We start from the raw sequence: 25,420 nt of genomic DNA on the forward strand, positions 1-25,420 counted from the left end.
GGAGCCGGACGGGTCCTACCCCCGGCACCGCTCCGCCAGCAGCCGCGTGGCCTGGCTGAGGTCCAGGTCGGCCAGCAGCAGTCCGGCCTGTCCATAGGGCTGCCAGCACAGCACCGTGCCATCGGGCCGGGCCACGGCCGAGGTCATCGGCGCGCCCTCGCTCGCGCAGTTGACCGAGGCGACGTAGATCGTGTTCTCGGCCGCGCGGCACAGGACCGCCTTTTCGTGAAAGGTGTTGGCCGGATCGCCATGGGTGGTCGGGCGGTATGACCCCGGTTCGGCCACGGCGGCAAAGGGATGGAACACCAGTTGCGCGCCTTGCCGGGCGGCCTGTCGCACGGTTTCGGGATAGCGGAAACCCTCGTGGCAGATGACCACGCCGAAGGTCAGCGGTCCCACGGTGAAGACCGGGCGACCCGTCCCGTGGCAGGGATAGATCCCTTCCTCCCCCGGATCGAGCTGGACCTTGTCCTGCCAGCCGAGCAGCGCGCCATCCGGACCGATCACCGCCGCCGCGATCTGCAGCCCGGCCGGAGTGATCCGCTCGGTCCCCAGCACCACCGCCACCCCGGCCGCCGCCGCCGCCGCCCGGACCTGTTGCAAGGCCCGATCGAGGAAAGCCGCATCGGCCGGCGCCATCGCGCGGCCGGGCCAGCGATAGCCGGGCACGAAGCATTCCGGAAAGCAGACGACCAGCGCCCCGGCCTGGGCGGCTGCCGCGACGCCCCGGCAGGCCAGCTCGATCGAGTCGGCCGGCCCGACCGGCTCGCGCAGGTTGGCAAGGGCGATGCGCACCATGGTCATGGCACGGCAGGATAGATGCGCCAGCCGCGCTGGCAAGGCCGCAGCGCGGCTATTCCGCCGGCTGGACCACCGCGCGGCGCGGCGTGGCCGCGCGCAGGGCGCGGCCCAGCGCCCGGGTGATCGTGGGGTTGCGCTCCATCCAGGCGTGGTATTCGCGGTATTTGGCGTCCTCGGCGAGGAGGTGCCTCTCCTCGGTCCTGGCGCGCCAGAAGTAGACCGCGCTGACCAGCGCGAGCACCACCGTATCGCGGATCGCGTCGTTGGGATTGCGGGTGGTGACCAGGAACGGCAGGGTGGAGAGCCACCAGAACAGGTTCTTGGACAGATAGGCCGGATGGCGGCACCAGCGATAGGGTCCGTTGGTCAGGACGCCGCGGTAGGTGAGGTTGGAGAAACGCAGGCCAAAGGCCACGGTCGCCCAGGCGTAGATCGCGGTGAGCACGACCAGCACCATGCCCCAGACCCACAGCAAGACGGTGCGGCCTTCCATCCAGTAGGCCCAGTCGGCCGTCCCGAAGTGATAGTCGAGCGGCCCGCCGCCGCCCATCAGGATGAACGGTGGATAGCACATCAGCGCCGCCACCCAGGCCTGCAGGTGCGGGTTGGCGCTGCGGATCTGCGCGTCGAGCGGCTTCATCGTGACCAGGTAGCCGACCATGGCGATCTGCACGTCGATCAGGAACAGCAGCTCGGTCAGCCAACGGCTCCATTCGACCGGATCGCTGCCGACATCGTCGATCTGGACCGAGGTCACCGCGTTCCACCCGCCCGGCAGGATCGAGATCATGAAGGCGCAGAAGAAGCCCTTCACCAGCCAGGCGCGCCAGTGGATGCGGACCTGCTCGGGATCGAACGGCTCGCGGCCGACCAGCATGGCGCCGAAGTGCCAGGCCCCGTCACGCGGTTCGACCAGGACCCGGTCGAGCCACAGGACATAGGGGATGGACAGCACGAACAGCGGCACCGCAGCCGCGCCGATGACCTCCATCGCGAACAGGTACTGGCCGTCCCAGTACCAGCGCGCGATGCAATAGGTGAAGCCGATCAGCGCCCAGGTGGCCCACAGCCCGGCCAGCTTGGTGACCGACAGATCGACCACGGCCGAGAGCGGCCGGGGCCGGTCCCAGTCGATTCCGGTCGACGGGCGGCGGTGGACACGATCGACCAGCACCGACCAGAGCACCATCGGGGTGCCGGAAAACAGCAGGGCGGCCAGCGCCGCATAGGGCCCGGACAGCGGCTCGCGCGGCCCGGGAAGATCGAAGGCCAGCGCGATCGCGGCCCAGTTGCGGCAAATCAGCAGCCAGGTGAACAGCCCGGCCAGACCGACCAGGCCGGTGGCGGAGGAAACGTCGCTGACGGGTCGCGGATCGCGCTGCATGGCGCGCAGGCATAGCCGGCAAGGGTGCAGAAACTATGAAGAGTGGCGGCGCAGACCGCGCGCGCCGCCGGCAACGGTCAGACTGCCTCGGGATAATGCTCGCGGAAATGGCCGATCATTCGCGGCAGGAACGACGGCGTCAGCTCCCACCCGGAAGGCCGGAACTGGACCAGACCATCGGCCTGGAGCAGCGACAACCAGCGCACCGCGACGGTGGGACTCAGCTCGGCAGCAGCGGCCAGCGCCTCGAGCGAGGTCTGTGCCGGGTCTCCGCGATGGGCCAGCAGGTGCAGCAGCAGATCCCACGCGACATCGACCAGCATGCCGCTGGGCAGCAGCACGCGCCGCGCCCGGCGCCGGGCCTGGACCGTGCGCGCCAGCCGGGCATAGCGACCGAGGACGAGCTCCGTCGGCAACTCGTGCACCTGGCCAAGCTCGGGGCTGCTGTTCATCGTCGTCTCCGCCGGGGCATCACGCGGTGCCGGCTTCCCTGCCGCGATCCTTAGTCGACAAGACAGGGCCGCGAGTTACCGGGCTTGGGTAACGGCGAATTCACCATGATCCGGCCCGGCGCGGGCCAGCGGCTCCGCGATGAGGCGTCATGCGCCTCAGCCCCGCGGGATCAATGCCGCGCGGCGTTCTGGTCGAGATAGCGCGACAGCGCGTCGAGGGCGGTGGCGGTATAGGCCGCCGCCAGGTGCGCCTGGCTGCCATCAAGCAGTTGCAGCGCCTCGGTCAACAGGCGCTCCGCCTCGGCCAGAGGCGATTCGTCTACCTTGCATTGCGTATCCGGCGTCATGCTGCGCGATCCCGCGGCCTGTTCCGTCGACTGGCGATTCGGAACGTGTGGTCCATGCGCCAGCCAAGCCCGATTTCCCCGCCCCCGCAATCGCTTGCTGGACCGGTGTCGCAATCCGGGACACAAGGTTACCGGAGATTTTACGGTCTTGGCAGTGCCTGACCCCCCTCAGCGGAAGGCGCTGATCTTGCCGCCGTCGTCCAGGATGTAGAGCGTGCCGTCGGCCACCACCGGCGCCAGGGTGACGCTCTTGCCCAGCTTGGTGAACAGTGCGGGCTGTCCGTCCTCGACCTTCACCGACGAGATTTCGCCGCGCGAATTGGCGATCCACAGCTTGCCGCCGGCCAGCACCGGGCCGGTCCAGAAGATCGGGTTCTTCTTCTTCTTTTCGTTCTGGTAGCGCGGCAGCTGGGTGGACCAGCGGGCCTTGCCGGTGCCGCGCGCGATGCACAGCAGCTTGGCATCGTCGGTCAGGGTGAAGATCCATTCCCCGGCTATGGCGGGCGTGGAGATGCCGGCCAGGTTGAGCTCCCAGATGCGCTGCCCGCTGACCAGTTCATAGGCCGCCATGCGCCCGCCCTGACCCAGGGCATAGACCCGGCCGCGATCGACGATCGGATCGGCATCGATATCGGTCAGCACGCCCACGCTGGTCGACAGCGAGGTCCGGGCCAGCGCGTCGGACCACAGGGTGCGGCCGTTCTCGTAGCGGTAGGCCACCAGTTCCCCGGTCGAGAAGCCGGCAACGACGGTGCCCTGCCCGGCCGCGGGAGCGGCGACGCCGAACACGCCCGACTGGCCGACCGAGGCGCTGACCGTCCACAGCACGGCGCCGTCGGTCGCCTCGATGGCGACCAACTGGTTGTCCTGGGTCATCGCATAGACCGCGCCGAAGGCGACGGTGGGCGATCCGCGCAGCGGACCAGCCGGCTTGACCCGCCAGATCTGGCTGCCGGTGGCGGCATCGAGCGCCGCGACCTCGCCCAGCCCAGTGGTGACGTAGAGCCGGTTGCTGTCATAGCTGGCCCCGCCACCGAACACGGCGGCGGCGCTGTCCCCCTTGATGCGGAACGGGGTGGACCACTGGGCCTTGCCGGTCTTGGCATCGAAGGCATGAACCAGCCCGTCGGTGTCCATCACGAACAGGCGCCCGCCGCCGATCACCGGCGCCGCGGCGAGCCGCTGGCGCGGGGTGGTTCCGGCGATCGAGGCGGTCCAGACCCGCTGCGGCGCGTCAGCCAGAGCCAGGTTGCCATAAGCCTTGCCCGGCGTGTTGCCCGCTTGCGGCCATTCCGGGTTCGGCTCGGCCACGGGGACCACCACACTGACCTGGTTGAGCGATTCGTCCACCTTGGCGCCGCTTTCCACTCGCGACAGGATCGGAATGCGATTACCCACGGTCGGCGTGGTCACCCGCTTCTTGCCGCCGCAGCCAGACAGCGCGAGAGCCAGCACAAGCGGGGCTAACGCGAGGGCGGCGGTGGTCCGGCGAAGGGCGCTGGGACGGGTCATGCAGGCATCTCTCCAGGACTTCAGGGGGCTCGACACCCGTTATGGGCGCCCGTTATCGGCGCCCGCGCCGCCGTTCGCGGCTTCGTTCACATCATCGATCGCATCAACCCCGAGCTGGCCAGCCATCTGGCGGGCGCGGTCGCGCAGGGTCGACGGCACCGCCTTGTCGCGCGCGACCGCGGCGAACAACGGTCCCGCCAGGTCGGGGCGGTTCTGCTTGAGGTAGGCCGCGCCGAGCATCTCGCCCGCGCTGCCGAACCAGGCACCGCCCGGCACGGCGAGCGGCTTGAGCCGGGACACCACCTGGTCCACCGGGATGGTGTCAAAGCCCAGCGCCACGTCGCGCAGGGTCGCCAGATCGCGATAGGCCTGCGGCGCCTTGGGGTCGGCGGCCACGGCGGCGAAGCGGGTGCGGGCATCGGCCAGCTTGCCCTGTTCGATCAGGACCCCGGCCTCCATCAGCCGCGCCGCCGCGCCGATTCCGTCACCTGCGCCGGTCAGATCCTTCAGACGGGTCTGCCCGGCGTCGAGCCGCCCGGCCTCGATCTGGTCGAGCGCCAGGGTGAGTTCCTCGCCGCGGGCTCCGGCGGTCGCCTTCTGGCTGTTCTCCCACCACAGGTATCCGGCCAGTCCGACCAGGAACACGACGATGACAATGGCCACGTTGCGCCCGTGGCGCTTGATCGCGTTGAGCAGTTCCTGCTCGCGCAGCGCCTCGTCCACCTCGCGCAGGAAGCCCTCGCCCTGTTGGCCGGCACCTCCGGCACCCGGCGCGGCACCGGCCGGAACAGGGGGACGGCTACGGTTGGAGTGGGGACGAAGGACCAAGTCTCAGCCTCTGGACAGCAAGGGAAGATGCCGGGTGTTTAGCGGATGACGGAGCCAATTCAACGTCAATCGTTGCCCGATCCTTGCCGGATCGTAGCCGATCGTGACCCGCCCGCGCTGCCGCCCGGTCCACCGGTCGGGGAATGGTCGAGGCGGGCTGAAGCGGGCCTGAACGGGGGCATGGCAGCGCCAGCCCCTGCGCCAGTCGCGGCTTCGTCAGGATGCGGTGCGGCACGAGCCAGCGGCCGACGCCGGCCTGGGCCGGCATCAGGGGCGTTGTCAGGGAAAGCGGCTCGCGCCAAGGGCCTCGGCATAGACCGCGCGGTAAGCGGCCACCATGGTCGCCTCGTCGTACTCGGCCAGGGCGCGGGCGCGGTTGGCCTCGCCCACGGCACGGCGCAGGGCGGGATCGGCGCAGAGCCGCGCGAGCGCCTCGGCCAGCGGGTCATCCCGGCCCGGGGGGACCACGAAGGGGCGATTCTCGGCCGCAACCATGGTCGCGACGTCACCGACGTCGGGCGAGGCCACGGCTAGTCCGGCGGCCATCGCCTCGACCACCGAGATCGGGAACTGTTCGCTGTCCGATGACAGGGCGAACAGGTCGAACAGGCCGACCGCCCGGGCCGGGTCGGCGACGAAGCCGGGCAGGTGGACGCGGTGGGCCACGTTCAGCCGCAGCGCCTCGTCGCGGATCGCGTCGCGCTCGGGGCCGTCGCCCAGGATCACCAGTTGCCAGGCCTCGGGCAGGGGCGCGAAGGCACGGACCAGGCGCGGCAGGTTCTTGACCGCGCGGAGCCCGGCCAGCGTGCCCAGCCACAGCTCGCCCGGGCGCTTCACCACCCGGGGAATCGCATCGGGCCGCGGCTTGCGGGCATAAGCGGCGATGTCGATCCCGTTGCCGATCCGCCGCACCCGCGGGCGCGGCTGCTGCCAGACCTCCAGCGCGATCCGTTCGAGCCGCTCCGACGGCACCACCAGGGCGGAGGTCCAGCCCAGGGCGATCCGGCGGTACCAGTTGCGCATCGGGCGCAGCCCCGCCGCCTCATCCTCGTTGAAGCCGTCCTCATGGTGGACCAGCGGCGGCAGGCCCAGCGCGCGGGCGAACAGGGTGTGCGCCATGACCCCGTCCATCGCGCCCCAATTGTAGGTCAGGACCAGGTCATGCCCCCGCATCGCTTCGGCCAGGCGGTGGAGGCGAGCCAGGCCGGGGCGGCCAGCCAGCGGCGGGAAGTCTTCGGGATAGGTCACCGGCACGGCCCGGTCGACCGCCGCACGGGCGCCCAGCGCCCCGGGCTGGGCCGAGACCACGGTGTGGCTCAGCCCCGGACCGAACACCGACATCAGCCGCGCGGCGCGCAGCTCCTTGCCGCCCGGGTTGAAGCTGGAATGGAGGTGCAGGATGCGCATCGCCGCAGGCGGGGCCGATCAGCCCACGCGCTCCAGCAGCCGCGCGATCGCGGCGACGGCCTCGGGCTCATCCAGGGTCGGCGCATGGCCGATGTCGGCGAGGGTCACGGCCTCGGCGGCGGCATTGCGGCGCAGCATCTCGTCCAGCGTGGCGACCGAGAACAGGTCGGACAGGGCCCCGCGGACGATCAGCAGCGGCCGCCCGACCAGCGCATCGTAGGCCGGCCACAGGTCCAGCGCCTCGCCCTTGGCCAGCGCGGCGAACGGCTCGGCGATTTTCATGTCATAGTCGAACACGATGCGGCCGTTCTGGCCCAGCGTCATCACGCGCTTGGCCATGGCAAGCCAATCGCTGATGCCATAGCGCGGAAAGGCCTCGCCCTGGCTGTCCTGCAGGGCCCGGGCCGCGTGCATCCAGGTGGGAAAGCTGCGCCCCTGCCCGACATACTCGAAAATCCGCTCCAGCCCGGCTGGTTCGAGCACGGGCCCGATATCGTTGAGCACCGCGCCGGCGACGCGCGCCGGACCGCCCGATGCCAGCATCATCGTCATCAGTCCGCCCAGCGAGGTGCCGATCGCCACGAACCGGGTAATCCCGGTCTCCTCGAGCAGGGCCTCGATGTCCTCGACGTACTGGGCCGGCTGATAGGTGCGCGAATCCCGGGCATAGGCGCTGTCGCCCCGCCCGCGCAGGTCCGGGCAGATCACGCGCCACTCGGGCGAGAGCCGCTCGGCCAGATTGGCGAAGTCGCGCGCGTTGCGGGTCAGCCCGGGGAGGCACAGCACCGGCGGACGCTCTGCATCGGCGGGGGTCCCGGGATAGTCGCGGTAATGCAGGCGCAGCCCGTCCCGGCTGGACCAGAAGCGATCCTCGAACTGACTCATCAAAACGGCCCGTGATCCTTTTCTGGTCGTACCCGCCTTGCACCCCCGGGTCCGTCGCCCCACTATCGCCTGATGTTCACGGAACCGCAAGCCGCCGCCTATCGCCCCGATCCGCAGGTCCTGACCCTGGCGGACTGGCTCGCCGATCCGGTCGCCGCGGCGGACTTCCCCGCGACGACCCTGCGCTTCCGCAACGATCGCTGGGCCCCCGCAGTGGGGCTCGACGGGCTCGACGAGGCGGCCTGGCTCGGCCATTTCGGCCGCTTCGCGCCGCTGCCCGACAATCTGCCCCAGCCGCTGGCGCTGCGCTATCACGGGCATCAGTTCCAGGTCTACAACCCCGAGATCGGCGACGGCCGCGGGTTCCTGTTCGCGCAACTGCGCGACGGCGCAGGGCGGCTGCTGGACCTGGGCACCAAGGGTTCGGGCCAGACCCCGTGGTCGCGCTTCGGGGATGGCCGCCTGACCCTGAAGGGCGCCATGCGCGAGATCCTGGCGACCGAAATGCTCGAGTCGCTGGGGGTCTATACCAGCAAGACCTTTTCGGTGATCGAGACCGGCGAGCGGCTCTACCGCGAGGACGAGCCCTCCCCCACCCGGTCGGCGGTGCTGGTCCGGCTGAGCCACAGCCACATCCGCATCGGCACGTTCCAGCGGCTGCTCGCCTTCGAGGAGCAGGACCAGATGGCAGCCCTGGTCGATTACTGCCTGGCGAACTTCCCCGGACCACCCCCGCCCGCCGACGCCCCCGGGCGCGACGAGCCGGCGGTGATCCTGCTGCACCAGGTGGTCGAACGGCTGGCCGACATGGCGGCGGGCTACATGGTGGCGGGCTTCGTCCACGGGGTGCTCAACACCGACAACATGAACATCACCGGGGAAAGCTTCGATTACGGCCCGTGGCGCTGGCTGCCGCGGTTCGATCCGCTGTTCACCGCAGCCTACTTCGATCACGGCGGGCTCTATGCCTATGGCCGCCAGCCGACCGCGATCCACTGGAACTGCGGCCAGCTGGCCGTGGCGCTGCGCCTGCTGGCCGATGCCCCGCCGCTGATCGCCGCGCTGGAGCGGTTCGGCCCCCTGTTCAACGATTCGCTGGCGCGGCGGTTCTGCTGGCGGCTGGGGGTGGAGCCGCAGGGCACCGAACCCGACCTGGCCCTGCTCGCCGCGGCCGAGCGGCACATGGCCGAGGCGGGGCTCTCGCCCGACCTGTTCCACTGGCGCCACCGCGCCGGACGCAATGCGCCGGAGGGCGAGCTGGGCGACCGGCTGGGCACCTACCGGCCGGCGGCGAGCTGCGACGATCCGCTCTGGCGGGCCGCAGGTCCGGTCACCAACCATATAGACGAGGTCGAGCGGATCTGGGCCGCGATCGACCAGCAGGACGACTGGTCGGCCCTGACCGCGCAGGTCGCGGCGATCCGCGCCCTGGGTGCCGCGCTGGGCCCGGCACCCGGGCCAACTGGCCACTTGTCCGGGGTCTAGGCTTGCCGAAATATTTACAAGTCAGCGGCTAAGCCAGCGTTGTCGACGCGCGCGTGAGGCTCCAATGACCGTAATGGCTCCCTGCGCCACCCCGCCAGACGCGATCAAGGACCGGATGACCGACGAAATCGTCTCGACTGCCCCCGCCACCGGTGAGGTGCTGTGGCGTGGCCGCCCCGGCGATGTCGACGATGCGGTCACCCGGGCCGGGCGTGGCTGGTCGGCCTGGGCCGCTCAGCCGCTCGCCAATCGCATCGAACTGCTGCGCCGTTTCGCCAACGAGGTGCGCAAGGACCAGGACAGCCTGGCCGAGCTGATCGCGCGCGAGACCGGCAAGCCCTTGTGGGAGGCGAAGACCGAGGTCGAGGCGGTGGTCGCCAACGTCGAGGGCTCGGTCCGCGCCTATGCCGATCGCACAGGGCAGCGCCGACTCGACAGCGCGCTCCAGGGCACGGCTGCGCTGCGCCACAAGCCGCACGGGGTGATGGCGGTGCTCACCCCCTACAGTTCCCCGGCGCAGATCCCGGCCGGCGCGATCATACCTGCGCTGATTGCCGGCAATGCCGTGGTGTTCAAGCCCAGCGAGAAGGCCCCGGCCGTGGGCGAGGCGCTGGTGCGCTGCTTCCACCGCGCGGGGATCAGCGCCAACGTGCTGCACCTGCTGGTCGGCGGCCCCGCCACCGGCCAGGAGCTCGTTTCGCACCCGGGGGTGCACGGTGTGCTGTTCTCCGGATCGGCCCATGCCGGCATCGCCATCAACCGGCGGCTCGCCTCCAACCCGGGCAAGCTGATCTCGCTCGACATGGGCGGCAACAATCCGGTGGTGGTCTGGGACACGCCCAAGATCGAGGACGCCGCGACCCTGGTGGTCCAATCGGCCTTCGCCAGCGCCGGCCAGCGTTCGACCAATGCCCGGCGCCTGATCATCAAGGCCGATCTCTACGACGCGGTGGTCGGCGAGGTGAAGCGCCTGGCCGATCGCATCATCGTCGGCGCACCGTTCGACAACCCGGCCCCGTTCATGGGCCCGGTGATCGACAATACCGCCGCCGATGGCCTGACCGAAAGCTTCGTCTACCTGCTGTCCAACGGCGGCCGCCCGATCAAGCACATGGTCCGCCCGCAGCCCGACCTGCCCTTCCTGACCCCGGCGATCATCGACACCACGGGCATGAGCGAGCGCCCCGACGTCGAACTGTTCGGGCCGCTGCTGCAGGTGATCCGGGTGGACGATTTCGACGCCGCCATCGCCGAAGCCAACAACACCCGCTTCGGCCTGTCCGCCGCGCTGATCGGCGGATCGCCGCAGGACTACAACCGGTTCTGGGCCAATGTCCGCGCCGGGGTGCTCAACTGGAACCGGCCGACCAACGCCACCTCGCCGGGCGCGCCGCTGGGCGGGGTCGGCCTGTCGGGCAACCACCGTCCCGGCGGCTTCTACGCCGCCGACCAGTGCGCCTACCCGGTCGCCTCGACCGAGGTGGAACAGCCCCGCCTGACCCTGGGACTGGGCCTGCGCGAAGGTTGAGCTGTCAAGGCGGTTACAGCCCCACGGTGACCAAGGTCACCTCGGTGCCGTCAGCGCGGGTCCGGACATAGGCGGCGAACCCGGCTTCGCCGCCGGACGCGAAGATCCGGGCATAGTCCTGCCCCGCGTCATGACGGGGGCTGAGGCGCGCGACCCCGGCCAGGTTCCAGTAGACATCGATCACCTCGCGCGGGGGGAGCGCGGTGAGAAAGGTCACCGCGCGCAGCCGGCAGCCGAGCAGGTCATGGCCAGCCCCGTCGATCAGGTGCCCGCGCGGGAGGAGCGGCACGGCTTCGGGCAGGCTGGCACCCCAGATCGCCGAACGACCGGCGGACACGGCGCAGCGCGGATCGCGGCGCAGTTCACGCACCAGCCGGGCGGCGGTGTCGGCCAGGGTCGCCCCAGGCTCGGTCCCGGTCATGGCCGGAGCGGGATCGGGCGCAGGCTGGGCATCGGCGCCGACCAACCGGACGATCCCAGCTCGGACCTTGGCCAGTTCGTCATCGGTGCGGTCGATCAGCGGGATCGGCGCGCTCGCCGGACCGGCCAGGGTGAACAGCGCGCCCTCCTGGCTCAACCCGACCAGATCGGGATCGGTCATCAGCGGCTCTTGCAGGACGGCGGCGATCACCGGATCGCGCGGTGGTGGTGGCGGCGGCTCTCCCCGGCCACACCCCGTCAGGGCCGCCAGCGCGGACACCGGACCCAGCATGACCATGACCTTGTTCGCGAGCCGCATGCGCGCCAACCTCCTGCCTTCGTCCTCTCGGCGATCATGGTTAAATTCCGGTGTGCGGCGCCGGAGGACCATCTCCCCTGATCCCCCTACCGCCGGGACGCGCCGCGCCCTACCTAGGGATCATGACCGCCACCCGCCTCTCCACCCGCGCCGTGATTCGTCTCAGCCCCGAACCGGGCGAGGATGCCCGCGCCTTTCTCCAGGCGCTCGTCACCCAGGACATGGCCGGAGCCCTCCCCGCCTGGACCGGGCTGCTCACCCCGCAGGGCAAGGCCCTGTTCGACTTCCTGGTTTGGCCGGCGGGTGAGGACCTGCTGATCGACTGCGAGGCCTCTGCCGCCGACGCGCTGGTCAAGCGCCTGTCGCTGTACCGCCTGCGCCGCCGGATCGCGATCGCCCGGGACGACCGTTTGGCGGTCCACTGGAGCCCGCTGCCCGGGTCCGGTCCCGACGGCGCCGCCCCCGACCCCCGCCTTGCCGCGCTCGGGGAGCGCTGGATCGCCCCGCTTGCCGCAGACCCAGAAGCATCGGCCGAGGCCGCCTGGCTGGCCCATCGCCTGAACCTTGGCGTGCCCGAAGGCCGGGCCGAGCTGGGCGACGGCGAGACGCTCTGGCTGGAATGCAACGCCGCCGAGCTCAACGGGGTCAGCTTCACCAAGGGCTGCTACGTCGGTCAGGAAAACACCGCGCGGATGAACTGGCGGCAGAAGGTCAACCGCCGCCTGCTGGTGGTCCCGCTCGACCGGTCCGATCCGGCCCGGCAGCGCATCGCCTACCCCGAGCTGGGACTGGCGATCGACCATCTGCGGATGGACGATGGGGCCGCAGACCTGCTGCCGGCCTGGTTGTCTCTGGCCGAGGACTGACGGTCAGGCCCGGACGATTCGCGCGGCATAGCAGCCGCGCACCGCGTAATGGGCATGGAGACAGGCCACGTCCCGGCGCTCCAGCATGGTCAGGATGTGCGGCTCCAGCTCGGTGCCAGGGGCCAGGCAGGCGTCCACCATCTCCCCCGCCGCCGAGAAGGCCCGCAACGAGATCGGCCGACGAAGGATCGCATCCGGCAGGGCGCCGACCAGATCGAGTGGCCGGTCGGACTGTTCGCCGATGAAGATCGCGTGGGATGCGCGATAGGGGGTGGGCGCCGGCTGGTGTTCGAAATTGAGCAGCAGCGCGGTCTCGCCCACCTCCAGATCGCGCACGGCGATGCGGTCGGGAAAGCCGGGCGTGGCATCGACCAGGCAACGCCGCACGCTCTGGGCGGCAAGCGTGCCGTCGCTTTGCCCGATCAGATGGCGGAAAAGGCGGGGATCGAGCCCCTGGATGCGATAGGCCATGTGACACTCCCTGCGTGAGAGCGCCTGCTGCCCGGGACGGAGCCCGCTGTCGTCCCGATGCTTGCGATCAATCCCGCGACGGCCCGGCGGCGCGCTTCATCCGGGTGTTACCGCACAGTTCGGCGTGCGGATCCCGGCCCGTAGCGCCGCCTCGATCAGCATGCGCTCGGCCTCGTCGCGCGCCGCGGTGCGCGGCAGGTCGAGCGACTGGCTGAGCGGACCCCCCAGCAGGGCGTCACCCAGCGCCATCAGCACCAGGCTCTGGGTCACCTCGCGCATCGATCCGGTGCCGGGTTCGTGGACATCCTCGACCAGCCCGCCAATCGCCGCGACGATCGGATCGAGCGCATCCTCGTTGCCCGACAGCAGCATCCATGAGGCGAGCGCCCCGCCGCCCTCGCGATCGAAGGCATCGAAGGTCAGATCGACCACGGCCCGCGGCGAAACCAGACCCTTGCGCGCGGCCAGCACGGTTTCGGCGATGGTGGCGCAGATTGTCGCGGCGAGATGCTCGGCCAGGGCCTTCTGCAGCCCGGCGGCCGAACCGAAGTGATGCAGCAGGTTGGCGTGCGTGCGCCCGATCCGGTGCGCCACGGCCTTCAGGGTGACGGCGGCCGGCCCCGCCTCGATCAGCAGCGCACGCGCCGCGTCGAGCGCCAGCGAGCGGCTCTCCTCCTGGGTCAGGCGCTTCCTAATTGACATTCCTGTCAGTAAATCCCAGATTGCTTATCATGAACGCCCCGACCTTCCTCGCGCCGCCCCGCGAAGGGGTACCTCCTGACGCCGCGCCTGCCAAGGCCGACGACGGCACCCTGACCGTGCGCGACCTGCGCTTCGGTCGCACCACCAGGCCGGGTCGCTGGTGGTTGGGCGGGGATCCGGTGGCGACAGCCTGGCACAACGCGCTGTCGGCCACCTTCCCCAAGGGCGAGGCGTTCTTCATCGAATCCGTCAAGTCCTGCCGCGATGGCGCGCCGCCCCGGCTCGCGGCCGAGATCCGAGATTTCATCCGCCAGGAAATCAACCACACGCGCGAGCACGTGGCCTTCAACCGCGCCGCGCTCGAAGCGGGCTACGATTTCTCGCGGATCGATGCCCATGTCGACTACATGCTGGGGCTGACCAAGGGCCGCCGGCCCGAGGTCAATCTGGCGGCGACCATGGCGCTGGAACACTTCACCGCGATGATGGCACACGAATTCCTGGCCAACCCGGCCCATTTTGCCGGGGGCGAGGCCGAAGTGGCGAACATGTGGCGCTGGCATGCGATCGAGGAGATCGAGCACAAGGCCGTCGCCTTCGACACCTATCTCCACGCCACCAAAACCTGGCCGGCGCGGCGGCGGTGGTTCCTGCGCTGCCTGATGATGCTGATCGTGACCAGGAACTTCCTGCACCACCGGTTTGTCGACGCCATCGACCTGCTGGCCCAGGACGGCATCACCGGTTGGCGGGCCAAGGTCCGCCTGTTGGCCTACCTGACGGTCCGGCCCGGCGTGCTGCGGCGCATCTTTCCCTCCTGGCTCAGCTATTTCCGGCCCGGCTTTCACCCCTGGGATCATGACGACCGGGCCCTGATTGCCACGGCGGAACGCGAACTGGCGGCGGGCTGAGGCCCGCGCGCCGCCCGTCGCATGGCGATCAGGCCGCGCGCATCAGCGGATCGGGGTCCCCGTCGCAGTCGTTCGGGGCATCCAGTCGGATGGCGTGATGAACCGCCGGCACCGCTACGCCCCGCGCCCGCGAAAAGCACGATTCGATCCGCCCGCTCGGAAGGAAGCCGGCCTTGCGCAGCACCCGACCCGAGGCCGGATTGTCGTGGAAGTGGGCGGCATGGATCTCGCTGTGGCCCAGGGTCCGGGCCAGGACCAGTGCCGCACGCACGGCTTCGGTGGCAAAGCCGCGGCCCCAGTGCGCCCGGCCGATCCAGTAGCCCAGCTCGGTCCGCCCGCCCGCACCGGCCATCAGCGCGACCGTGCCGATCGTCTCTCCCCCCTTGCTGCCCGGCAGGGTGACCAGAAAGTGCGGATGGCGCGCGTCCTGCGCTTGTCCCGCATACCACTGCGCGTCCTCGGGCCGATAGGGCCAGGGCACGGCCGCCAGGTTGCGGCAGATCTCCGCATCCGACACGGCGCGGAACAGGTCGCTCCAGTCCTCCGGCCAGGCTGGCCGCAGGAACAGGCGTTCGCTGCGAAAGAACATCGGTGCCTCCTTCACTCCCGCCTCAGCATGCGCAGCTAGGCGGAATCCGTGACATTGCTGTGGCACTTGCGGCAGCCTGCCCGGTGAACCGGTCAGAACGGGCCGCAAGGCCGACGGGCGAGGAAGACACGAAAAAAGGGAGACGGGCCGGGCCCCTCTCCCTCGACTGGCCGGTTCCCTATGTCGCGCTGGGCGACGGTGGAACCGGCGGGGCCATCCCGTCAGGATGGCCCTTTACCGACCATCCGATTACTCGGCGGCTTCCGCCATGGCGTCGACCGAGACGTACTTGCGGCCGAGTTTGCCCTGGTGGAAACGCACGCGACCGGCACCCAGCGCGAACAGGGTGTGATCCTTGCCGATCCCCACGTTGGCGCCCGGGTACACGCGGGTCCCGCGCTGGCGAATGATAATGTTGCCGCCGATCACTTCCTGACCGCCGAACTTCTTCACGCCAAGGCGCTTCGACTCCGAATCGCGACCGTTACGCGACGAGCCGCCTGCTTTCTTGTGTGCCATTGCAATCTACTCCGGAAATCAGGCAGCGCCGACGGCGGTGATGCGCAGCAGGGTCATCTGCTGGCGGTGGCCGTTGCGGCGGCGATAGTTGTGCCGGCGACGCTTCTTGAAGACGATCACCTTCTCGCTCTTGGCCTGCGCGATGATTTCGGCCGAGACCACGACGCCCTTGGCATCCTTGATCTCGCCACCTTCACCGGCGAGCAGGACGTCGCCCAGGGTGATCGTGTCACCGGCTTCGCCAGCCAGCTTCTCGACCGCGATCTTGTCTCCGGCGGCAACCCGGTACTGCTTGCCGCCCGTGCGCACGACTGCGAACATGGTGTTCAATCCATTCTATCTGCATTGCCCGCCCTGCCCACCGACCCGAGCCGCCCGAAAGATCAGGCCACCGGAAGAGGACAAAGCGCCGACCGCCCGCGCAGGCGGGTGCCGGAAGAAGCAGCGCCGTTAGGGCAAGCGCCCCCGGCTGTCAACCAAGCAGACGCGCTTTTGCGGCTCTGGCGCGGGCCGTGGGGAGGGTTTATGGCCGACACCATGATCCCGCTCAAGACACTGGCTCGGCGGTATGCGCCCCGGGCCGCGCGCAACGGTCCGATTCTCGCCGGCCTGGTCCTGGCCAGCCTGGTGCTCGACGGCTGTGCGCAACGCGGAACCTATCCGTCGCTCGCCCGGCGCCCGCAGGAGATCGACGGCGGGCGAATCGCCGGGACCCTGCCCGCCCCTGCCGACACCACACCTGCCGACACCACACCTGCCGACACCACACCTGCCGACACGACCCCGGCCGACACGACCCCGGCCGCCCCGGCCAGTCCGGTCGCCACCACCTCGCTGGCCGAACTGCGCAGCCGGGCGGAAGGCTCGCACCAGCGCTTCGCCGCGCAACGCGCCAAGGACGGGCCGGCCATCGCATCGGGGCGCAAGGCCGGCGAAGGCAGCGAAGCCTGGGCGCTCGGCAGCGCGGCCCTGGCCGACCTGATCGCGGAGCATGATGCGACCGTGGCCGTGCTGGCCGAGATCGACAGCCTCTATGCGGCCGAACGGATTGACGGCGGCGATGGGGGAGCCATCGCCGCCGTCCGCGACCAGGTGACCGCATGGGTCGCCGATGAAGATGCGGTCCTGGCCGAGCTGGTCGGGCCCTAGGTCGGCAGGGTCGGGCGCTGCAGGAGCCCGGCTATAGGAACCCGGCTACACGGCCGGGGCTGACCGCACCTTGACGCAAATCAATCGAGCCAGCCGCCCAGCTCGCGGCGGATCAGTCCTTCGAGCATGGCCATCCCGGGCTCACCAGTGTTGAGGCAGGACAGCGCGGCATAGTCGGTCCCGCCGGCCTCGGCGAACTGCTCCTGGCCGCGGATCGCGAGTTCTTCCAGCGTCTCGAGGCAATCGGCGCTGAACCCCGGCGCGGCGATGGCCAGGCGCCGCGTTCCCGCCGCCCCTTCGCGGGCGAGCACGTCGTCCGTGGCGGGTTCGAGCCACTTGGCCCGGCCAAACCGCGACTGGAACGAAATCTCGATGCGCAGATCGGGCCAGTCCGGGGCCAGTGCCGCCTGCAGCAGGCGGGCCGTCTTCTGGCACTGGCAGTGGTAGGGATCGCCCAGGAACAGCGTCCGCTCGGGCATGCCGTGGAACGACAGCACCAGCACCTCGGGCCGGAACGCGAGGGCGGCAAGCTGGCGGCCCAGATCGTCGCGCAGCGCGGCGATGTGCAGGGCATCGTCGTAATAGGGCGGCAGGGTGCGGATCGCCGGCTGCCAGCGCATCCCGCGCAGGGTATCGCCCAGCGCGTCCATCACGGTGGCCGTGGTCGCGCCCGAGTACTGCGGGTAGAGCGGGGCGACCAGGATGCGATCGCAGCCCGCATCCTTCAGCGCGCGCAGCTCGTCGCCCAGTGCCGGGCGGCCGTAGCGCATGCCCCAGCGCACCATGACACGCGAGCCCAGCCGCGCCTGCAGCCCCTCGGCCTGGGCCTTGGTGATCGTGGCCAGCGGCGAGCCGTCAGGCCCCCAGACCTGGGCATAGGCGTGCGCGCTCTTCTTGGGCCGGATGTTGAGCACGATCCCGCGCAGGATCGGCTGCCACAGCAGCGCGGGAATCTCGACGACGCGCGGATCGCTGAGGAATTCGGCCAGGTAGCGGCGCACGGCGGGGGTGGTCGGCGCGTCCGGCGTGCCGAGGTTCACCAGCAGGACGCCGGTGCCGCCCGTCGGGGCGGCGGGGTGATCGGCGGGACGCAACATCAGACTTCCTCGGCAAAGAGCGGCAGTTTGCGGAACCGGATTCCGGTCGCGGAATGGAGGGCATTGGCGATCGCCGGAGCCACCGCCGCGACCGCGAGCTCGCCCGGATCGAACGGATCGCCGGGCCCGTCGATGAACTCTACGACAATTTCGGGGGTGTTGGCGAGGACCGGCAGCGAAAGTTCCGGCAGGCGGCCCAGAACGGGCAGACCGCGCAGGTAAGCGGTGCTCGCCCCGACGGTCTGGCCCATGCCAAATATCAGGCCGCCCTCGATCTGCTGGCGGGCGATATCGCGGTTCACGATCCGGCCGAGATCGGCCACGGCGGTCAACCGTTCGACCCGCACGCCCCCTTCGTCGCGCCGCACCGTGGCGATCACCGCGATACGGCCACCTTCATCCGCGGCGACGGAAGCGCCGAATTCGGCATCGCGCGGGGTCATCCGCACACAGGCCAGGCCCTGCCCGCTCCCCGCAGCCCCGGCATCCCAGCCGGTCAGGGCCGCGCAGCGCTGCAGGCAATCGACCAGCCGGACATCGTTGCCCAGCATCTCGATCCGGTAGGACAGCGGTTCGCGCCCGGCGGCATGGGCCAGCTCGTCAACGAAGCTTTCGGTGAAAAAGGCGTTCACCGCCGCGCCATTGCCGCGCAGGCGCCCGGCCGGGACACCTGTCGAAACGGGCACGTGGTCCACCGCGACATGGGCCAGGCGATAGGGCGGCAGCGCCCCTTCCAGCGCCAGCGGGTCGGCCTGGCCCGCGGTCGCGGCCAGGGCCGCCTCGGCCGAACGCCCGCCGAACAGCCGCTCGCCGAACTCGCGCGCGGCGGGCGGGGTGGCCACCCGGGCGTGCCAGGCCAGCACCGCGCCGCCATCGGGCATGGTCCGCGCCCACAGCAGGGCCGCTGCCGGGGCGCGCGGCTTGCTGGCGACCTGTTCCTGCCAGCGTGACCAGATCAGTTGGACCGGCTTGCCCACCGCGGCCGCGATCAGCGCCGCCTCGACCGCATGATCGTGCTCCAGCCGGGCGTCGAAACCGCCCCCGGCCAGGACCGGATAGAGGATCACGCGGCGCGGGTTCAGCCCCAGCGCCGCTGCCGCCGCCCGCCGGGCCGCCTCCGGCGCCTGGCTGGCAAGCCACAGCTCGAGCATGCCGTCACGCAGCCGTGCGGTGCAACTGGCGGTCTCCAGCCCGGCATGGAGCCCGAAGCCCACGTCATAGCGCGCGATCAGGCTGGGACGATCCCCCATCGCGCCCTCGGGATCGCCCAGGGTGGCGATCCGGTGCGTGCGCGCCCGCTTGACCGCCTTGTCGAGCGCGGCATCGATCCGGGCGCTCTCGACCGGGCGTTGCACGGCGAAGCGCGGGGCGAGGTCGCGCAGAGCCTGCTCCGCGCTCCACCAGGTGGGGCCGACCGCCGCGAGCCAGCGCTCCCCCGGCACCAGCCGGACCCCGGGGCGCAGCCGCGCCGGATCATGGCGGCCCAGCTTCGCCTCGCGCCCGTGCGGGGCATGGCGGATTGCGGCGAAGACCATGCCGGGCAACCGCACGTCAGCCGCGTACAGGGCCCGCCCCTCGGCCTTGGCGGGGAGGTCGAGCCGGGGGTAGGACCCGCGCGCGACGCCGGTCGCCCCGCCGGGCGACGGGGGTGGCGACGGAGGTCCAGGCGGGAGGCCAGACGGGTCGGCGGCCGGAGCGGCGGCTCCGCTCTCGGCCGGATGGGGTTCGGCCGGAGGTGGGCCGAGCGGCAGGGGATCGGGGGGATCGTGGCGCGCCGCATCCTCGGCCAATTCGGCGAAGCGCAGGCGCCGTCCGCCATGGCGCACCGTCCCGCGGATCACCTCGCAGGTTTGCCAATCCACGTCCCAGCGCTGGGCCGCGGCCTGCTGCAGCAGGGTCCGCACCGCGCAGGCCGCCTCGCGCGCCGGGGTCTCGTAAGCGGCCAGGGCCGTGCCGTCGGCCGTGGCCGTGAAGCGGTTGCGCTCGGCAAAGCTGCGCGCCAGGCGGCTGCTGCGCGCGGCCGTGCCGCCGCCCGTGTCCAGTCCCGCGCCGAACGGCATCCACAGCGCCGCCCACTTGGCCGCCAGCGGCACATTGGCATAGGCCCCGCTGACCGGCGCCGGTTCGGCCACCACTTGCGACCAGTCCGCCCCCAGCTCCATCGCCACGATCTGGGCCAGCACGGTCGAGATCCCCTGCCCCATCTCCAACTGGGGCACGGCCACGGTCACGGTCCCGTCAAGCGCGATGCGCAGCCAGGCGTTGTAGACCGTCTCGCCCTCGCGCGCGGGCTGCGGCAGCGGAAAGCGCCGGGGCATCAGCCCCCAGGCGACCAGCAGTCCGCCGCCCGCCGCCGCGCCGATCAGCAGGCCCCGGCGAGTCACCCGGGGTAGCGTCAGCGGCGGCAAGCTGGGAGCGATCCGCGGCATCTCAGCCCGGATTGGCCGGCGCGGTCGCCGGCGCATGGGCCAGCCAGTCGGCCAGGCGCCGGGCCACCGCGGCGAAAGCGCGGCCCTGCGGAGTGTCCCCGGCGGCGGGCGGCTTGCCGGCATCGCTGTCGCGCCGGATCGCGAGATCGAGCGGGATGTGGCCCAGGAACGGCACGCCCGCCGCCGCCGCGGCCGCCTCGGCCCCGCCATGGCCGAAGGGATCGCTCGCCTCGCCGCAGTGGGGGCAGACATAGCCCGACATGTTCTCGACCATGCCGATCACCGGCACGCCGGCCTGGTCGAAGAAGTTCATCGCCCGGGTGGCGTCGATCAGCGCCAGGTCCTGCGGGGTCGAAACGATTACCGCGCCGACCGGCTTGTGCTTCTGCACCATGGTCAGTTGGACGTCGCCGGTGCCCGGCGGCAGGTCGATCAGCAGCAGCTCGATATCGCCCCAGTGGGCCTCGACCAACTGGCCGAGCGCGCCCGAGGCCATCGGCCCGCGCCAGGCGATCGCCCGCCCGGGTTCGACCAGGTGCCCCATCGACAGCACCGGCACGCCCCATTCGCTGGGCACCGGGAACATCACCTTGTCGTGCGCTTCGGGCTTTTTCCCCTCGTTGCCGAGCAGACGCGGCTGCGACGGGCCGTAGATGTCCGCGTCGACCAGGCCGACCTTGTGGCCCAGCCGGGCCAGCGCCACGGCCAGATTGGCGGAGAGCGTGGACTTGCCGACCCCGCCCTTGCCCGACCCGACCGCCACGATCCGCGGGCGCGGCCGCGGCGCGGTCGGGGCAGGTCCGCCCGCACGATCACCCATCAGCGCCACGCGGACCTCGGCCACGCCCTCTACCCCGGCCAGGGCAGCCCGCACTTCGGCTTCCAGCGCGGCGCGGGCGACCTGATCCAGTCCGCCGGCATCGAGCACGAGCGTCGCCACGCCATCGGCTAGCCGCACGGTCGAAACGCGCGGACGTGTCCCTTCGGGCAGGGCATTCATCAGTGGTGCGGTGGTTTTGTCGCTCACGCTTCGTTCCCGTTGGCCCCGGCCCGGTTTCCGCCTGGAGGCTGCCGTATCGCCGGCCGCCCTAGCAAGGAACCCCACACAGGAAAATGCGCCGGGGGGCCCTGTTTTTGTCAACAACTCATTCCTATAACGGACCCCATGAAAATGATCGGCGATGCAATCGCGCGCGGCTGGCTGGCCATGGCGGGTAACGGGAACAAGACGGACGACAGCGCCGGTTCAGGCGGCGGGTCCCCGTGGGGCGGCAGCGAACCTCCGGCGGAACCGGGCGGTGATGACGAGCCTCCCCGGGCCGATCCACCTGCTCCGGGCAAGAACGCCGGGCCGCGCAATCCCTGGCTTCCGGGCGGCGGCGCCCCGGGTGGACGTTCCGGCGGCGGTGGCAGCGGCGGTGAGCCGCCGCGGCGCGGTCCCAGCCTGGAGGACCTGTTCCGCGGCCGCACCGGCGCCCCTGGCCCCGGAAATGGCGGCGGGCGCGGCTTCGGCGGCGGCATGCCCCGCCTGCCGCAGCGCCCGGACGGCCGTTCGTGGCTGCCGGCGATCGCCGGTGGCGTCGCGCTGATCTGGATCGCGCTCACCACCACGCACATGGTCGGGCCCAAGGAACAGGGCATCGTGGTCACCCTGGGCAAGTATTCGCGCACCATCGGCCCGGGCGTGTCGCTGACCCTCCCCTGGCCGATCGAGAGCGTGACCGTGGCCGATGTCACCTCGATCAAGCGCGACACCATTCCCGAAGGCGAGGCCGAAAAGCTGATGCTGACCAGCGACCAGAACCTGGTCGACATCTCCTATCTGGTGCGCTGGAACATCAAGGACCTGAAGCTCTACACCTTCCAACTGGCCGATCCCGACACCACGGTGAAGGAAGTGGCCGAGGCCGCCATGCGCGCCTCGATCGCCGAGGTCCCGCTGACCGAGGCGATGGGCGGCACCGGCCGCGGCGACATCGAGCAGGCCGTGCGGGTGCGCATGCAGGCCGTGCTCGACGCCTATCGCTCGGGCGTGCTCATCCAGGGCGTCGAGATCAAGAAGGCCGATCCGCCGGGCAAGGTGATCGACGCCTTCCAGAAGGTCACCGCCGCCCAGCAGGATGCCCAGCGCGAGATGTCCAACGCCCAGGCCTGGGCCCAGCAGATCACCGCGCGCGCCCAGGGCGACGCGGCGGCGTTCGACAAGGTCTACGAACAGTACAAGTTGGCCCCCGAGGTGACCCGCCGCCGCATGTATTACGAGACTATAGAGCGCGTCCTGTCCAACAATGACAAGGTGATCGTCGCCGCGCCGGGGGTGAATTCCTATCTGCCCCTGCCCGAGCTGCGGAAGAAGGCCGAAGCGGCACAGCCCGCGGGAGGGACGCAGTGATGGCGCTGAGCGATTTCTGGCGCGACAACAAGCCCGCCGCGATCGGCGCCCTGGTGGTGGCGATCGGCGCACTGTCGTGCTTCACCATCGTCCCCGAGACCGAACAGGCCGTGGTCGTGCGCCTGGGCGATCCCGACCGGGTGATCAACCGCTACCGCCCGAACGCCGATTTCGGCCAGACCGGCGCGGGCGTGGTGTTCCGCGTGCCGTTCATGGAGCGGCTGGTGCGGATCGACAAGCGCGTGCTCTCGGTCGACATGGAGCGCCAGCAGGTGCTCTCCACCGACCAGCAGCGGATCGAGGTGGACGCCTATGCCCGCTACCGGATCATCGATCCGGTGCGCATGGTCCGCTCGGCCGGCAGCACCGTGCGGGTGGGCGAGCAGCTCCAGCCGATCCTCTCCTCGGTCCTCCGCCAGGAACTGGGCAAGCGCACCTTCCAGTCGCTGCTCACCGCCGAGCGCGGCCAGGCGATGAAGAACATCCGCGACGGGCTGGACCGGCAGGCGCGCGAGTATGGCGCCCAGGTGATCGACGTCAGGATCAAGCGCGCCGACCTGCCGGATGGCACCCCGCTCGAATCGGCCTTCGCCCGGATGGCGGCCGCGCGCGAGCAGGAGGCGACCACGATCGTCGCCCAGGGCCAGCGCAACGCCCAGATCACCCGCGCCACGGCCGAGGCCAACGCCGCCAAGATCTACGCCGACGCCTTCAACAAGGACCCGGCGTTCTATGATTTCTACCGGGCGATGCAGAGCTACGACACGACGTTCTCCAACACCAAGAACGCCGGGACCAGCACCATCCTGCTCTCGCCCGACAGCAGCTATCTGCGCCAGTTCAAGGGGAGCACGCCGTGAGGCTTTGCCTCTGAACCCAGACCACCTCCATCCGTTCGTGTCGAGCGCAGTCGAGACACGGTGCGCGGCGTGTCTCGACTGCGCTCGACACGAACGGAGATTGGATACCGGAGAATGATCTGCAACGGACACTAAACCGGTCCACCGATTTGCCATTCAATCTGCGTTAAGCCGTTTCGGGGTGAAACCGCGCTGACCCTCGCGGAGCGTGACAGCCCGCCAGAGCAAAGGAACACAAAGGACGTGAAGCCCGTGCGATACGCTTATGGAGTGACCTCGGCGCTGCTGCTTGGCGGTGCGGCGCTTTCGCTTGTCACCGGCCTCCCTGCCGGAGCCCAGGTGGCGCAGAACGATGCCCAGCAGATGCAGCAGGTGGTGCCGCGGGCCGGTGCGCCGGCCAGCTTCGCCGACCTGACCGCGCAGTTGCAGCCGGCAGTGGTGAACATCTCCACCCGCCAGCGCGTGCGTGTGCAGCAGCAGGACGGCAACCCCTTCGCCGGGACGCCCTTCGCCGATCTGTTCGGCGGCGGCCAGGGCGGCGGCACGCCCCAGACCCGCGAGGCACAGTCGCTCGGCTCGGGCTTCCTGATCTCGGCCGATGGCTATGTGGTGACCAACAACCACGTGATCGCCGCCGATGGCCAGGGCGAGATCGAATCGATCACCGTCAAGCTGACCGACGGCACCGAGTTTCCGGCCAAGCTGATTGGCCGCGATCCGGCCTCGGACCTGGCCGTGCTGAAGATCAGCGGGACCAAGCCCTTCCCCTTCGTCAAGTTCGGCGACAGCCGCGGCGTGCGCGTGGGTGACTGGGTGATCGCGATCGGCCAGCCCTTCGGCCTGGGCGGCACGGTCACCGCCGGGATCATCTCGGCGGTCTACCGCGCCACCGGATCGGGCACGGCCTATGACCGCTACCTGCAAACCGACGCGGCGATCAACCGGGGCAACTCGGGCGGGCCGATGTTCGACATGCGCGGCAACGTGATCGGCATCAACAACGCGATCTTCTCCCCCACCGGCGGCAGCGTGGGCATCGGCTTCGCCATTCCCGCCGAGACCGCGGCCCCCATCGTCGAAAAGCTGAAGGCCGGCCAGGCGATCGAGCGCGGCTATCTGGGCGTGCGCCTGCAGCCGCTGGGCGAGGACCTGGCCGATTCGCTGGGTATCCCGCACAACCGCGGCGAGTTCATCCAGGCGGTCGAACCCACCGGCGCCGCCGCCAAGGCGGGCATCCAGGGCGGCGACGTGATCCTCAAGGTCAACGGCAAGGAGGTCAGCCCCGAACAGACGCTGTCCTACATCGTCGCCAACACCCCGCCGGGCACCCGCGTGCCGATCGAACTGATCCGCAACGGCCAGCGCATGACCGTGCAGGTCACCGTCGCCCGCCGTCCGAGCGAGGACGAGCTGGCCCAGGCGCAGAGCTTCGACCAGCCGCAGGGCCAGGACGGCGATCAGTACAACCGCCCGCCGCAGAAGCAGGGCGAAGGTCTGGTCGAACAGTCGCTGGGGCTTTCCGCGATCCCCCTCACCCCCGCCATCGCGCGTCAGCTCGGGGCAGGCGAAGGGACCCGGGGTCTGGTCATCACCGCGGTCGACCAGTCGTCCGACGCGGGCCAGAAGGGTCTGCAGCGCGGCGACATCGTGCTCTCGGCCAACTACACCGAGGTCACCACCGTGGCCCAGCTCGAAGGCATCGTCCGCGCCGCCAAGGCCCAGACCCGCAACGCCGTCCTGCTGCGCGTCCAGCGCCGCGGCCAGCCGCCGATCTACATGCCGGTGCGCCTGCGCTGATGCCGCGCGGCGTCGGTTGAAGGCAAGAGCCCCGCTTCCGGAAGGAGGCGGGGTTTTTGGTGGGGTGTGCGTGCACGGTTCTACAGGCTTGGTCTGACCTGAGGAGGTTGGATGACCTCTTTCCGTTCGTGTCGAGCGAAGTCGAGAGGCCTTGCGGCGTGTCTCGACTTCGCTCGACACGAACGGAGTTGATACAGTGCAGCTGACTTTGAGCCTGTAGCAGCCCACGCGAGACAGGTGATCTGGGCGATTGATCAAGTCCCAGCGAGA

At 70.4% G+C, this 25,420-nt stretch carries 25 protein-coding genes; 8 read left to right on the plus strand and 17 right to left on the minus strand.

Annotation, left to right across the window (positions count from 1 at the left end):
* Window positions 1-15: 15 nt before the first annotated feature.
* The 8 genes from H7F49_RS06885 to H7F49_RS06920 all read right to left on the minus strand — a co-directional run bounded on the left by H7F49_RS06885 (window position 16) and on the right by H7F49_RS06920 (window position 7,616).
* Window positions 16-804, minus strand: coding sequence for a carbon-nitrogen hydrolase family protein (locus H7F49_RS06885; protein WP_185682843.1), 789 nt, complete (start codon window positions 802-804; stop codon window positions 16-18).
* Between the two features lie 49 nt (window positions 805-853).
* Window positions 854-2,185, minus strand: coding sequence for a methyltransferase family protein (locus H7F49_RS06890; RefSeq protein ID WP_185682844.1), 1,332 nt, complete (start codon window positions 2,183-2,185; stop codon window positions 854-856).
* 77 nt (window positions 2,186-2,262) lie between these two features.
* Window positions 2,263-2,637, minus strand: a complete 375-nt coding sequence (locus H7F49_RS06895) for a hypothetical protein (protein ID WP_185682845.1) — start codon at window positions 2,635-2,637, stop codon at window positions 2,263-2,265.
* Between the two features lie 170 nt (window positions 2,638-2,807).
* Window positions 2,808-2,984, minus strand: coding sequence for a hypothetical protein (locus H7F49_RS06900; RefSeq protein ID WP_185682846.1), 177 nt, complete (start codon window positions 2,982-2,984; stop codon window positions 2,808-2,810).
* Window positions 2,985-3,152: 168 nt separating this feature from the next.
* Window positions 3,153-4,496: an outer membrane protein assembly factor BamB family protein gene (locus tag H7F49_RS06905; protein ID WP_185682847.1), complete on the minus strand. Its 1,344-nt coding sequence runs from the start codon at window positions 4,494-4,496 to the stop codon at window positions 3,153-3,155.
* Between the two features lie 39 nt (window positions 4,497-4,535).
* On the minus strand, window positions 4,536-5,324 hold the full coding sequence (locus H7F49_RS06910; RefSeq protein ID WP_185682848.1) for a tetratricopeptide repeat protein: 789 nt from the start codon (window positions 5,322-5,324) through the stop codon (window positions 4,536-4,538).
* Window positions 5,325-5,603: 279 nt separating this feature from the next.
* A complete protein-coding gene (locus tag H7F49_RS06915; protein ID WP_185682849.1) occupies window positions 5,604-6,731 on the minus strand; it encodes a glycosyltransferase family 4 protein in 1,128 nt (375 codons plus the stop codon).
* An 18-nt stretch (window positions 6,732-6,749) separates the two neighbouring features.
* The gene (locus H7F49_RS06920; RefSeq protein ID WP_185682850.1) at window positions 6,750-7,616 is read right to left on the minus strand and encodes an alpha/beta fold hydrolase; all 867 of its coding nucleotides are present in this window, start codon (window positions 7,614-7,616) and stop codon (window positions 6,750-6,752) included.
* 72 nt (window positions 7,617-7,688) lie between these two features.
* Between H7F49_RS06920 and H7F49_RS06925 the strand changes: the two genes are divergently transcribed.
* The gene (locus tag H7F49_RS06925; RefSeq protein WP_185682851.1) at window positions 7,689-9,101 is read left to right on the plus strand and encodes a protein adenylyltransferase SelO family protein; all 1,413 of its coding nucleotides are present in this window, start codon (window positions 7,689-7,691) and stop codon (window positions 9,099-9,101) included.
* A 115-nt stretch (window positions 9,102-9,216) separates the two neighbouring features.
* Window positions 9,217-10,629 (plus strand): succinylglutamate-semialdehyde dehydrogenase, encoded by a 1,413-nt coding sequence (locus H7F49_RS06930; protein WP_185682962.1) that lies wholly within the window; start codon window positions 9,217-9,219, stop codon window positions 10,627-10,629.
* Between the two features lie 13 nt (window positions 10,630-10,642).
* On the opposite strand, the gene H7F49_RS06935 is transcribed toward H7F49_RS06930, so the two are convergent.
* A complete protein-coding gene (locus tag H7F49_RS06935; protein ID WP_185682852.1) occupies window positions 10,643-11,368 on the minus strand; it encodes a hypothetical protein in 726 nt (241 codons plus the stop codon).
* A gap of 122 nt (window positions 11,369-11,490) precedes the next feature.
* Between H7F49_RS06935 and ygfZ the strand changes: the two genes are divergently transcribed.
* Window positions 11,491-12,234, plus strand: coding sequence for a CAF17-like 4Fe-4S cluster assembly/insertion protein YgfZ (gene ygfZ / locus H7F49_RS06940; RefSeq protein WP_185682853.1), 744 nt, complete (start codon window positions 11,491-11,493; stop codon window positions 12,232-12,234).
* A gap of 3 nt (window positions 12,235-12,237) precedes the next feature.
* Here ygfZ and H7F49_RS06945 read toward each other — a convergent pair whose 3' ends face one another.
* Both H7F49_RS06945 and H7F49_RS06950 read right to left on the minus strand, forming a co-directional pair.
* Window positions 12,238-12,705 carry a DUF1203 domain-containing protein gene (locus tag H7F49_RS06945; RefSeq protein ID WP_185682854.1) on the minus strand — a complete coding sequence of 156 codons (468 nt, stop codon included), beginning with the start codon at window positions 12,703-12,705 and terminating at the stop codon, window positions 12,238-12,240.
* A 96-nt stretch (window positions 12,706-12,801) separates the two neighbouring features.
* Complete coding sequence (locus tag H7F49_RS06950; RefSeq protein WP_185682855.1) at window positions 12,802-13,407, minus strand: TetR/AcrR family transcriptional regulator; 606 nt, start codon at window positions 13,405-13,407, stop codon at window positions 12,802-12,804.
* A 29-nt stretch (window positions 13,408-13,436) separates the two neighbouring features.
* On the opposite strand from H7F49_RS06950, the gene H7F49_RS06955 reads away from it, so the two are divergent.
* Entirely contained in the window at window positions 13,437-14,318 is an 882-nt protein-coding gene (locus tag H7F49_RS06955) for a metal-dependent hydrolase (protein WP_185682856.1), read from the plus strand.
* Window positions 14,319-14,346: 28 nt separating this feature from the next.
* On the opposite strand, the gene H7F49_RS06960 is transcribed toward H7F49_RS06955, so the two are convergent.
* From H7F49_RS06960 to rplU, 3 genes are all read right to left on the minus strand, one after another.
* A complete protein-coding gene (locus H7F49_RS06960) occupies window positions 14,347-14,907 on the minus strand; it encodes a GNAT family N-acetyltransferase (protein WP_185682857.1) in 561 nt (186 codons plus the stop codon).
* A 249-nt stretch (window positions 14,908-15,156) separates the two neighbouring features.
* A complete protein-coding gene (gene rpmA / locus H7F49_RS06965; protein ID WP_185682858.1) occupies window positions 15,157-15,426 on the minus strand; it encodes a 50S ribosomal protein L27 in 270 nt (89 codons plus the stop codon).
* Window positions 15,427-15,444: 18 nt separating this feature from the next.
* On the minus strand, window positions 15,445-15,747 hold the full coding sequence (gene rplU / locus H7F49_RS06970) for a 50S ribosomal protein L21 (protein ID WP_185680265.1): 303 nt from the start codon (window positions 15,745-15,747) through the stop codon (window positions 15,445-15,447).
* Between the two features lie 204 nt (window positions 15,748-15,951).
* On the opposite strand from rplU, the gene H7F49_RS06975 reads away from it, so the two are divergent.
* Window positions 15,952-16,575, plus strand: coding sequence for a hypothetical protein (locus H7F49_RS06975; RefSeq protein WP_185682859.1), 624 nt, complete (start codon window positions 15,952-15,954; stop codon window positions 16,573-16,575).
* 80 nt (window positions 16,576-16,655) lie between these two features.
* Here the strand turns inward: H7F49_RS06975 and hemH are convergent, their stop codons facing one another.
* From hemH to H7F49_RS06990, 3 genes are read right to left on the minus strand one after another with little or no spacing between them, the layout of a single operon-like run.
* Complete coding sequence (gene hemH, locus H7F49_RS06980; protein ID WP_185682860.1) at window positions 16,656-17,672, minus strand: ferrochelatase; 1,017 nt, start codon at window positions 17,670-17,672, stop codon at window positions 16,656-16,658.
* The gene (locus H7F49_RS06985; protein WP_185682861.1) at window positions 17,672-20,101 is read right to left on the minus strand and encodes a molybdopterin cofactor-binding domain-containing protein; all 2,430 of its coding nucleotides are present in this window, start codon (window positions 20,099-20,101) and stop codon (window positions 17,672-17,674) included. The genes hemH and H7F49_RS06985 overlap by 1 nt, the downstream gene beginning before the upstream one ends.
* A gap of 1 nt (window position 20,102) precedes the next feature.
* The gene (locus H7F49_RS06990; protein WP_185682963.1) at window positions 20,103-21,101 is read right to left on the minus strand and encodes an Mrp/NBP35 family ATP-binding protein; all 999 of its coding nucleotides are present in this window, start codon (window positions 21,099-21,101) and stop codon (window positions 20,103-20,105) included.
* Between the two features lie 171 nt (window positions 21,102-21,272).
* Here H7F49_RS06990 and hflK point away from each other — a divergent pair, with 171 nt between their 5' ends.
* From hflK to H7F49_RS07005, 3 genes are all read left to right on the plus strand, one after another.
* Window positions 21,273-22,493 (plus strand): protease modulator HflK, encoded by a 1,221-nt coding sequence (gene hflK / locus H7F49_RS06995; RefSeq protein WP_235981980.1) that lies wholly within the window; start codon window positions 21,273-21,275, stop codon window positions 22,491-22,493.
* Window positions 22,493-23,353 (plus strand): protease modulator HflC, encoded by an 861-nt coding sequence (gene hflC, locus H7F49_RS07000; protein ID WP_185682862.1) that lies wholly within the window; start codon window positions 22,493-22,495, stop codon window positions 23,351-23,353. The genes hflK and hflC overlap by 1 nt, the downstream gene beginning before the upstream one ends.
* A gap of 252 nt (window positions 23,354-23,605) precedes the next feature.
* Entirely contained in the window at window positions 23,606-25,150 is a 1,545-nt protein-coding gene (locus H7F49_RS07005) for a Do family serine endopeptidase (RefSeq protein WP_185682965.1), read from the plus strand.
* Window positions 25,151-25,420 lie beyond the last annotated feature (270 nt).

This window comes from Novosphingobium aerophilum, from assembly GCF_014230305.1.
GTDB classification, from domain to species: domain Bacteria; phylum Pseudomonadota; class Alphaproteobacteria; order Sphingomonadales; family Sphingomonadaceae; genus Novosphingobium; species Novosphingobium aerophilum.

What these genes read in the sequence shown, in the direction of transcription:
- H7F49_RS06885 (WP_185682843.1), bottom strand. Translation starts at nt 804, where the DNA reads ATGACCATGGTGCGCATCGCCCTTGCCAACCTGCGCGAGCCGGTCGGG.
- H7F49_RS06890 (WP_185682844.1), bottom strand. Translation starts at nt 2,185, where the DNA reads ATGCAGCGCGATCCGCGACCCGTCAGCGACGTTTCCTCCGCCACCGGC.
- H7F49_RS06895 (WP_185682845.1), bottom strand. Translation starts at nt 2,637, where the DNA reads ATGAACAGCAGCCCCGAGCTTGGCCAGGTGCACGAGTTGCCGACGGAG.
- H7F49_RS06900 (WP_185682846.1), bottom strand. Translation starts at nt 2,984, where the DNA reads ATGACGCCGGATACGCAATGCAAGGTAGACGAATCGCCTCTGGCCGAG.
- H7F49_RS06905 (WP_185682847.1), bottom strand. Translation starts at nt 4,496, where the DNA reads ATGACCCGTCCCAGCGCCCTTCGCCGGACCACCGCCGCCCTCGCGTTA.
- H7F49_RS06915 (WP_185682849.1), bottom strand. Translation starts at nt 6,731, where the DNA reads ATGCGCATCCTGCACCTCCATTCCAGCTTCAACCCGGGCGGCAAGGAG.
- H7F49_RS06920 (WP_185682850.1), bottom strand. Translation starts at nt 7,616, where the DNA reads ATGAGTCAGTTCGAGGATCGCTTCTGGTCCAGCCGGGACGGGCTGCGC.
- H7F49_RS06925 (WP_185682851.1), top strand. Translation starts at nt 7,689, where the DNA reads ATGTTCACGGAACCGCAAGCCGCCGCCTATCGCCCCGATCCGCAGGTC.
- H7F49_RS06930 (WP_185682962.1), top strand. Translation starts at nt 9,217, where the DNA reads ATGACCGACGAAATCGTCTCGACTGCCCCCGCCACCGGTGAGGTGCTG.
- H7F49_RS06935 (WP_185682852.1), bottom strand. Translation starts at nt 11,368, where the DNA reads ATGCGGCTCGCGAACAAGGTCATGGTCATGCTGGGTCCGGTGTCCGCG.
- ygfZ (WP_185682853.1), top strand. Translation starts at nt 11,491, where the DNA reads ATGACCGCCACCCGCCTCTCCACCCGCGCCGTGATTCGTCTCAGCCCC.
- H7F49_RS06945 (WP_185682854.1), bottom strand. Translation starts at nt 12,705, where the DNA reads ATGGCCTATCGCATCCAGGGGCTCGATCCCCGCCTTTTCCGCCATCTG.
- H7F49_RS06950 (WP_185682855.1), bottom strand. Translation starts at nt 13,407, where the DNA reads ATGTCAATTAGGAAGCGCCTGACCCAGGAGGAGAGCCGCTCGCTGGCG.
- H7F49_RS06955 (WP_185682856.1), top strand. Translation starts at nt 13,437, where the DNA reads ATGAACGCCCCGACCTTCCTCGCGCCGCCCCGCGAAGGGGTACCTCCT.
- H7F49_RS06960 (WP_185682857.1), bottom strand. Translation starts at nt 14,907, where the DNA reads ATGTTCTTTCGCAGCGAACGCCTGTTCCTGCGGCCAGCCTGGCCGGAG.
- rpmA (WP_185682858.1), bottom strand. Translation starts at nt 15,426, where the DNA reads ATGGCACACAAGAAAGCAGGCGGCTCGTCGCGTAACGGTCGCGATTCG.
- rplU (WP_185680265.1), bottom strand. Translation starts at nt 15,747, where the DNA reads ATGTTCGCAGTCGTGCGCACGGGCGGCAAGCAGTACCGGGTTGCCGCC.
- H7F49_RS06975 (WP_185682859.1), top strand. Translation starts at nt 15,952, where the DNA reads ATGGCCGACACCATGATCCCGCTCAAGACACTGGCTCGGCGGTATGCG.
- hemH (WP_185682860.1), bottom strand. Translation starts at nt 17,672, where the DNA reads ATGTTGCGTCCCGCCGATCACCCCGCCGCCCCGACGGGCGGCACCGGC.
- H7F49_RS06985 (WP_185682861.1), bottom strand. Translation starts at nt 20,101, where the DNA reads ATGCCGCGGATCGCTCCCAGCTTGCCGCCGCTGACGCTACCCCGGGTG.
- H7F49_RS06990 (WP_185682963.1), bottom strand. Translation starts at nt 21,101, where the DNA reads ATGAATGCCCTGCCCGAAGGGACACGTCCGCGCGTTTCGACCGTGCGG.
- hflK (WP_235981980.1), top strand. Translation starts at nt 21,273, where the DNA reads ATGATCGGCGATGCAATCGCGCGCGGCTGGCTGGCCATGGCGGGTAAC.
- hflC (WP_185682862.1), top strand. Translation starts at nt 22,493, where the DNA reads ATGGCGCTGAGCGATTTCTGGCGCGACAACAAGCCCGCCGCGATCGGC.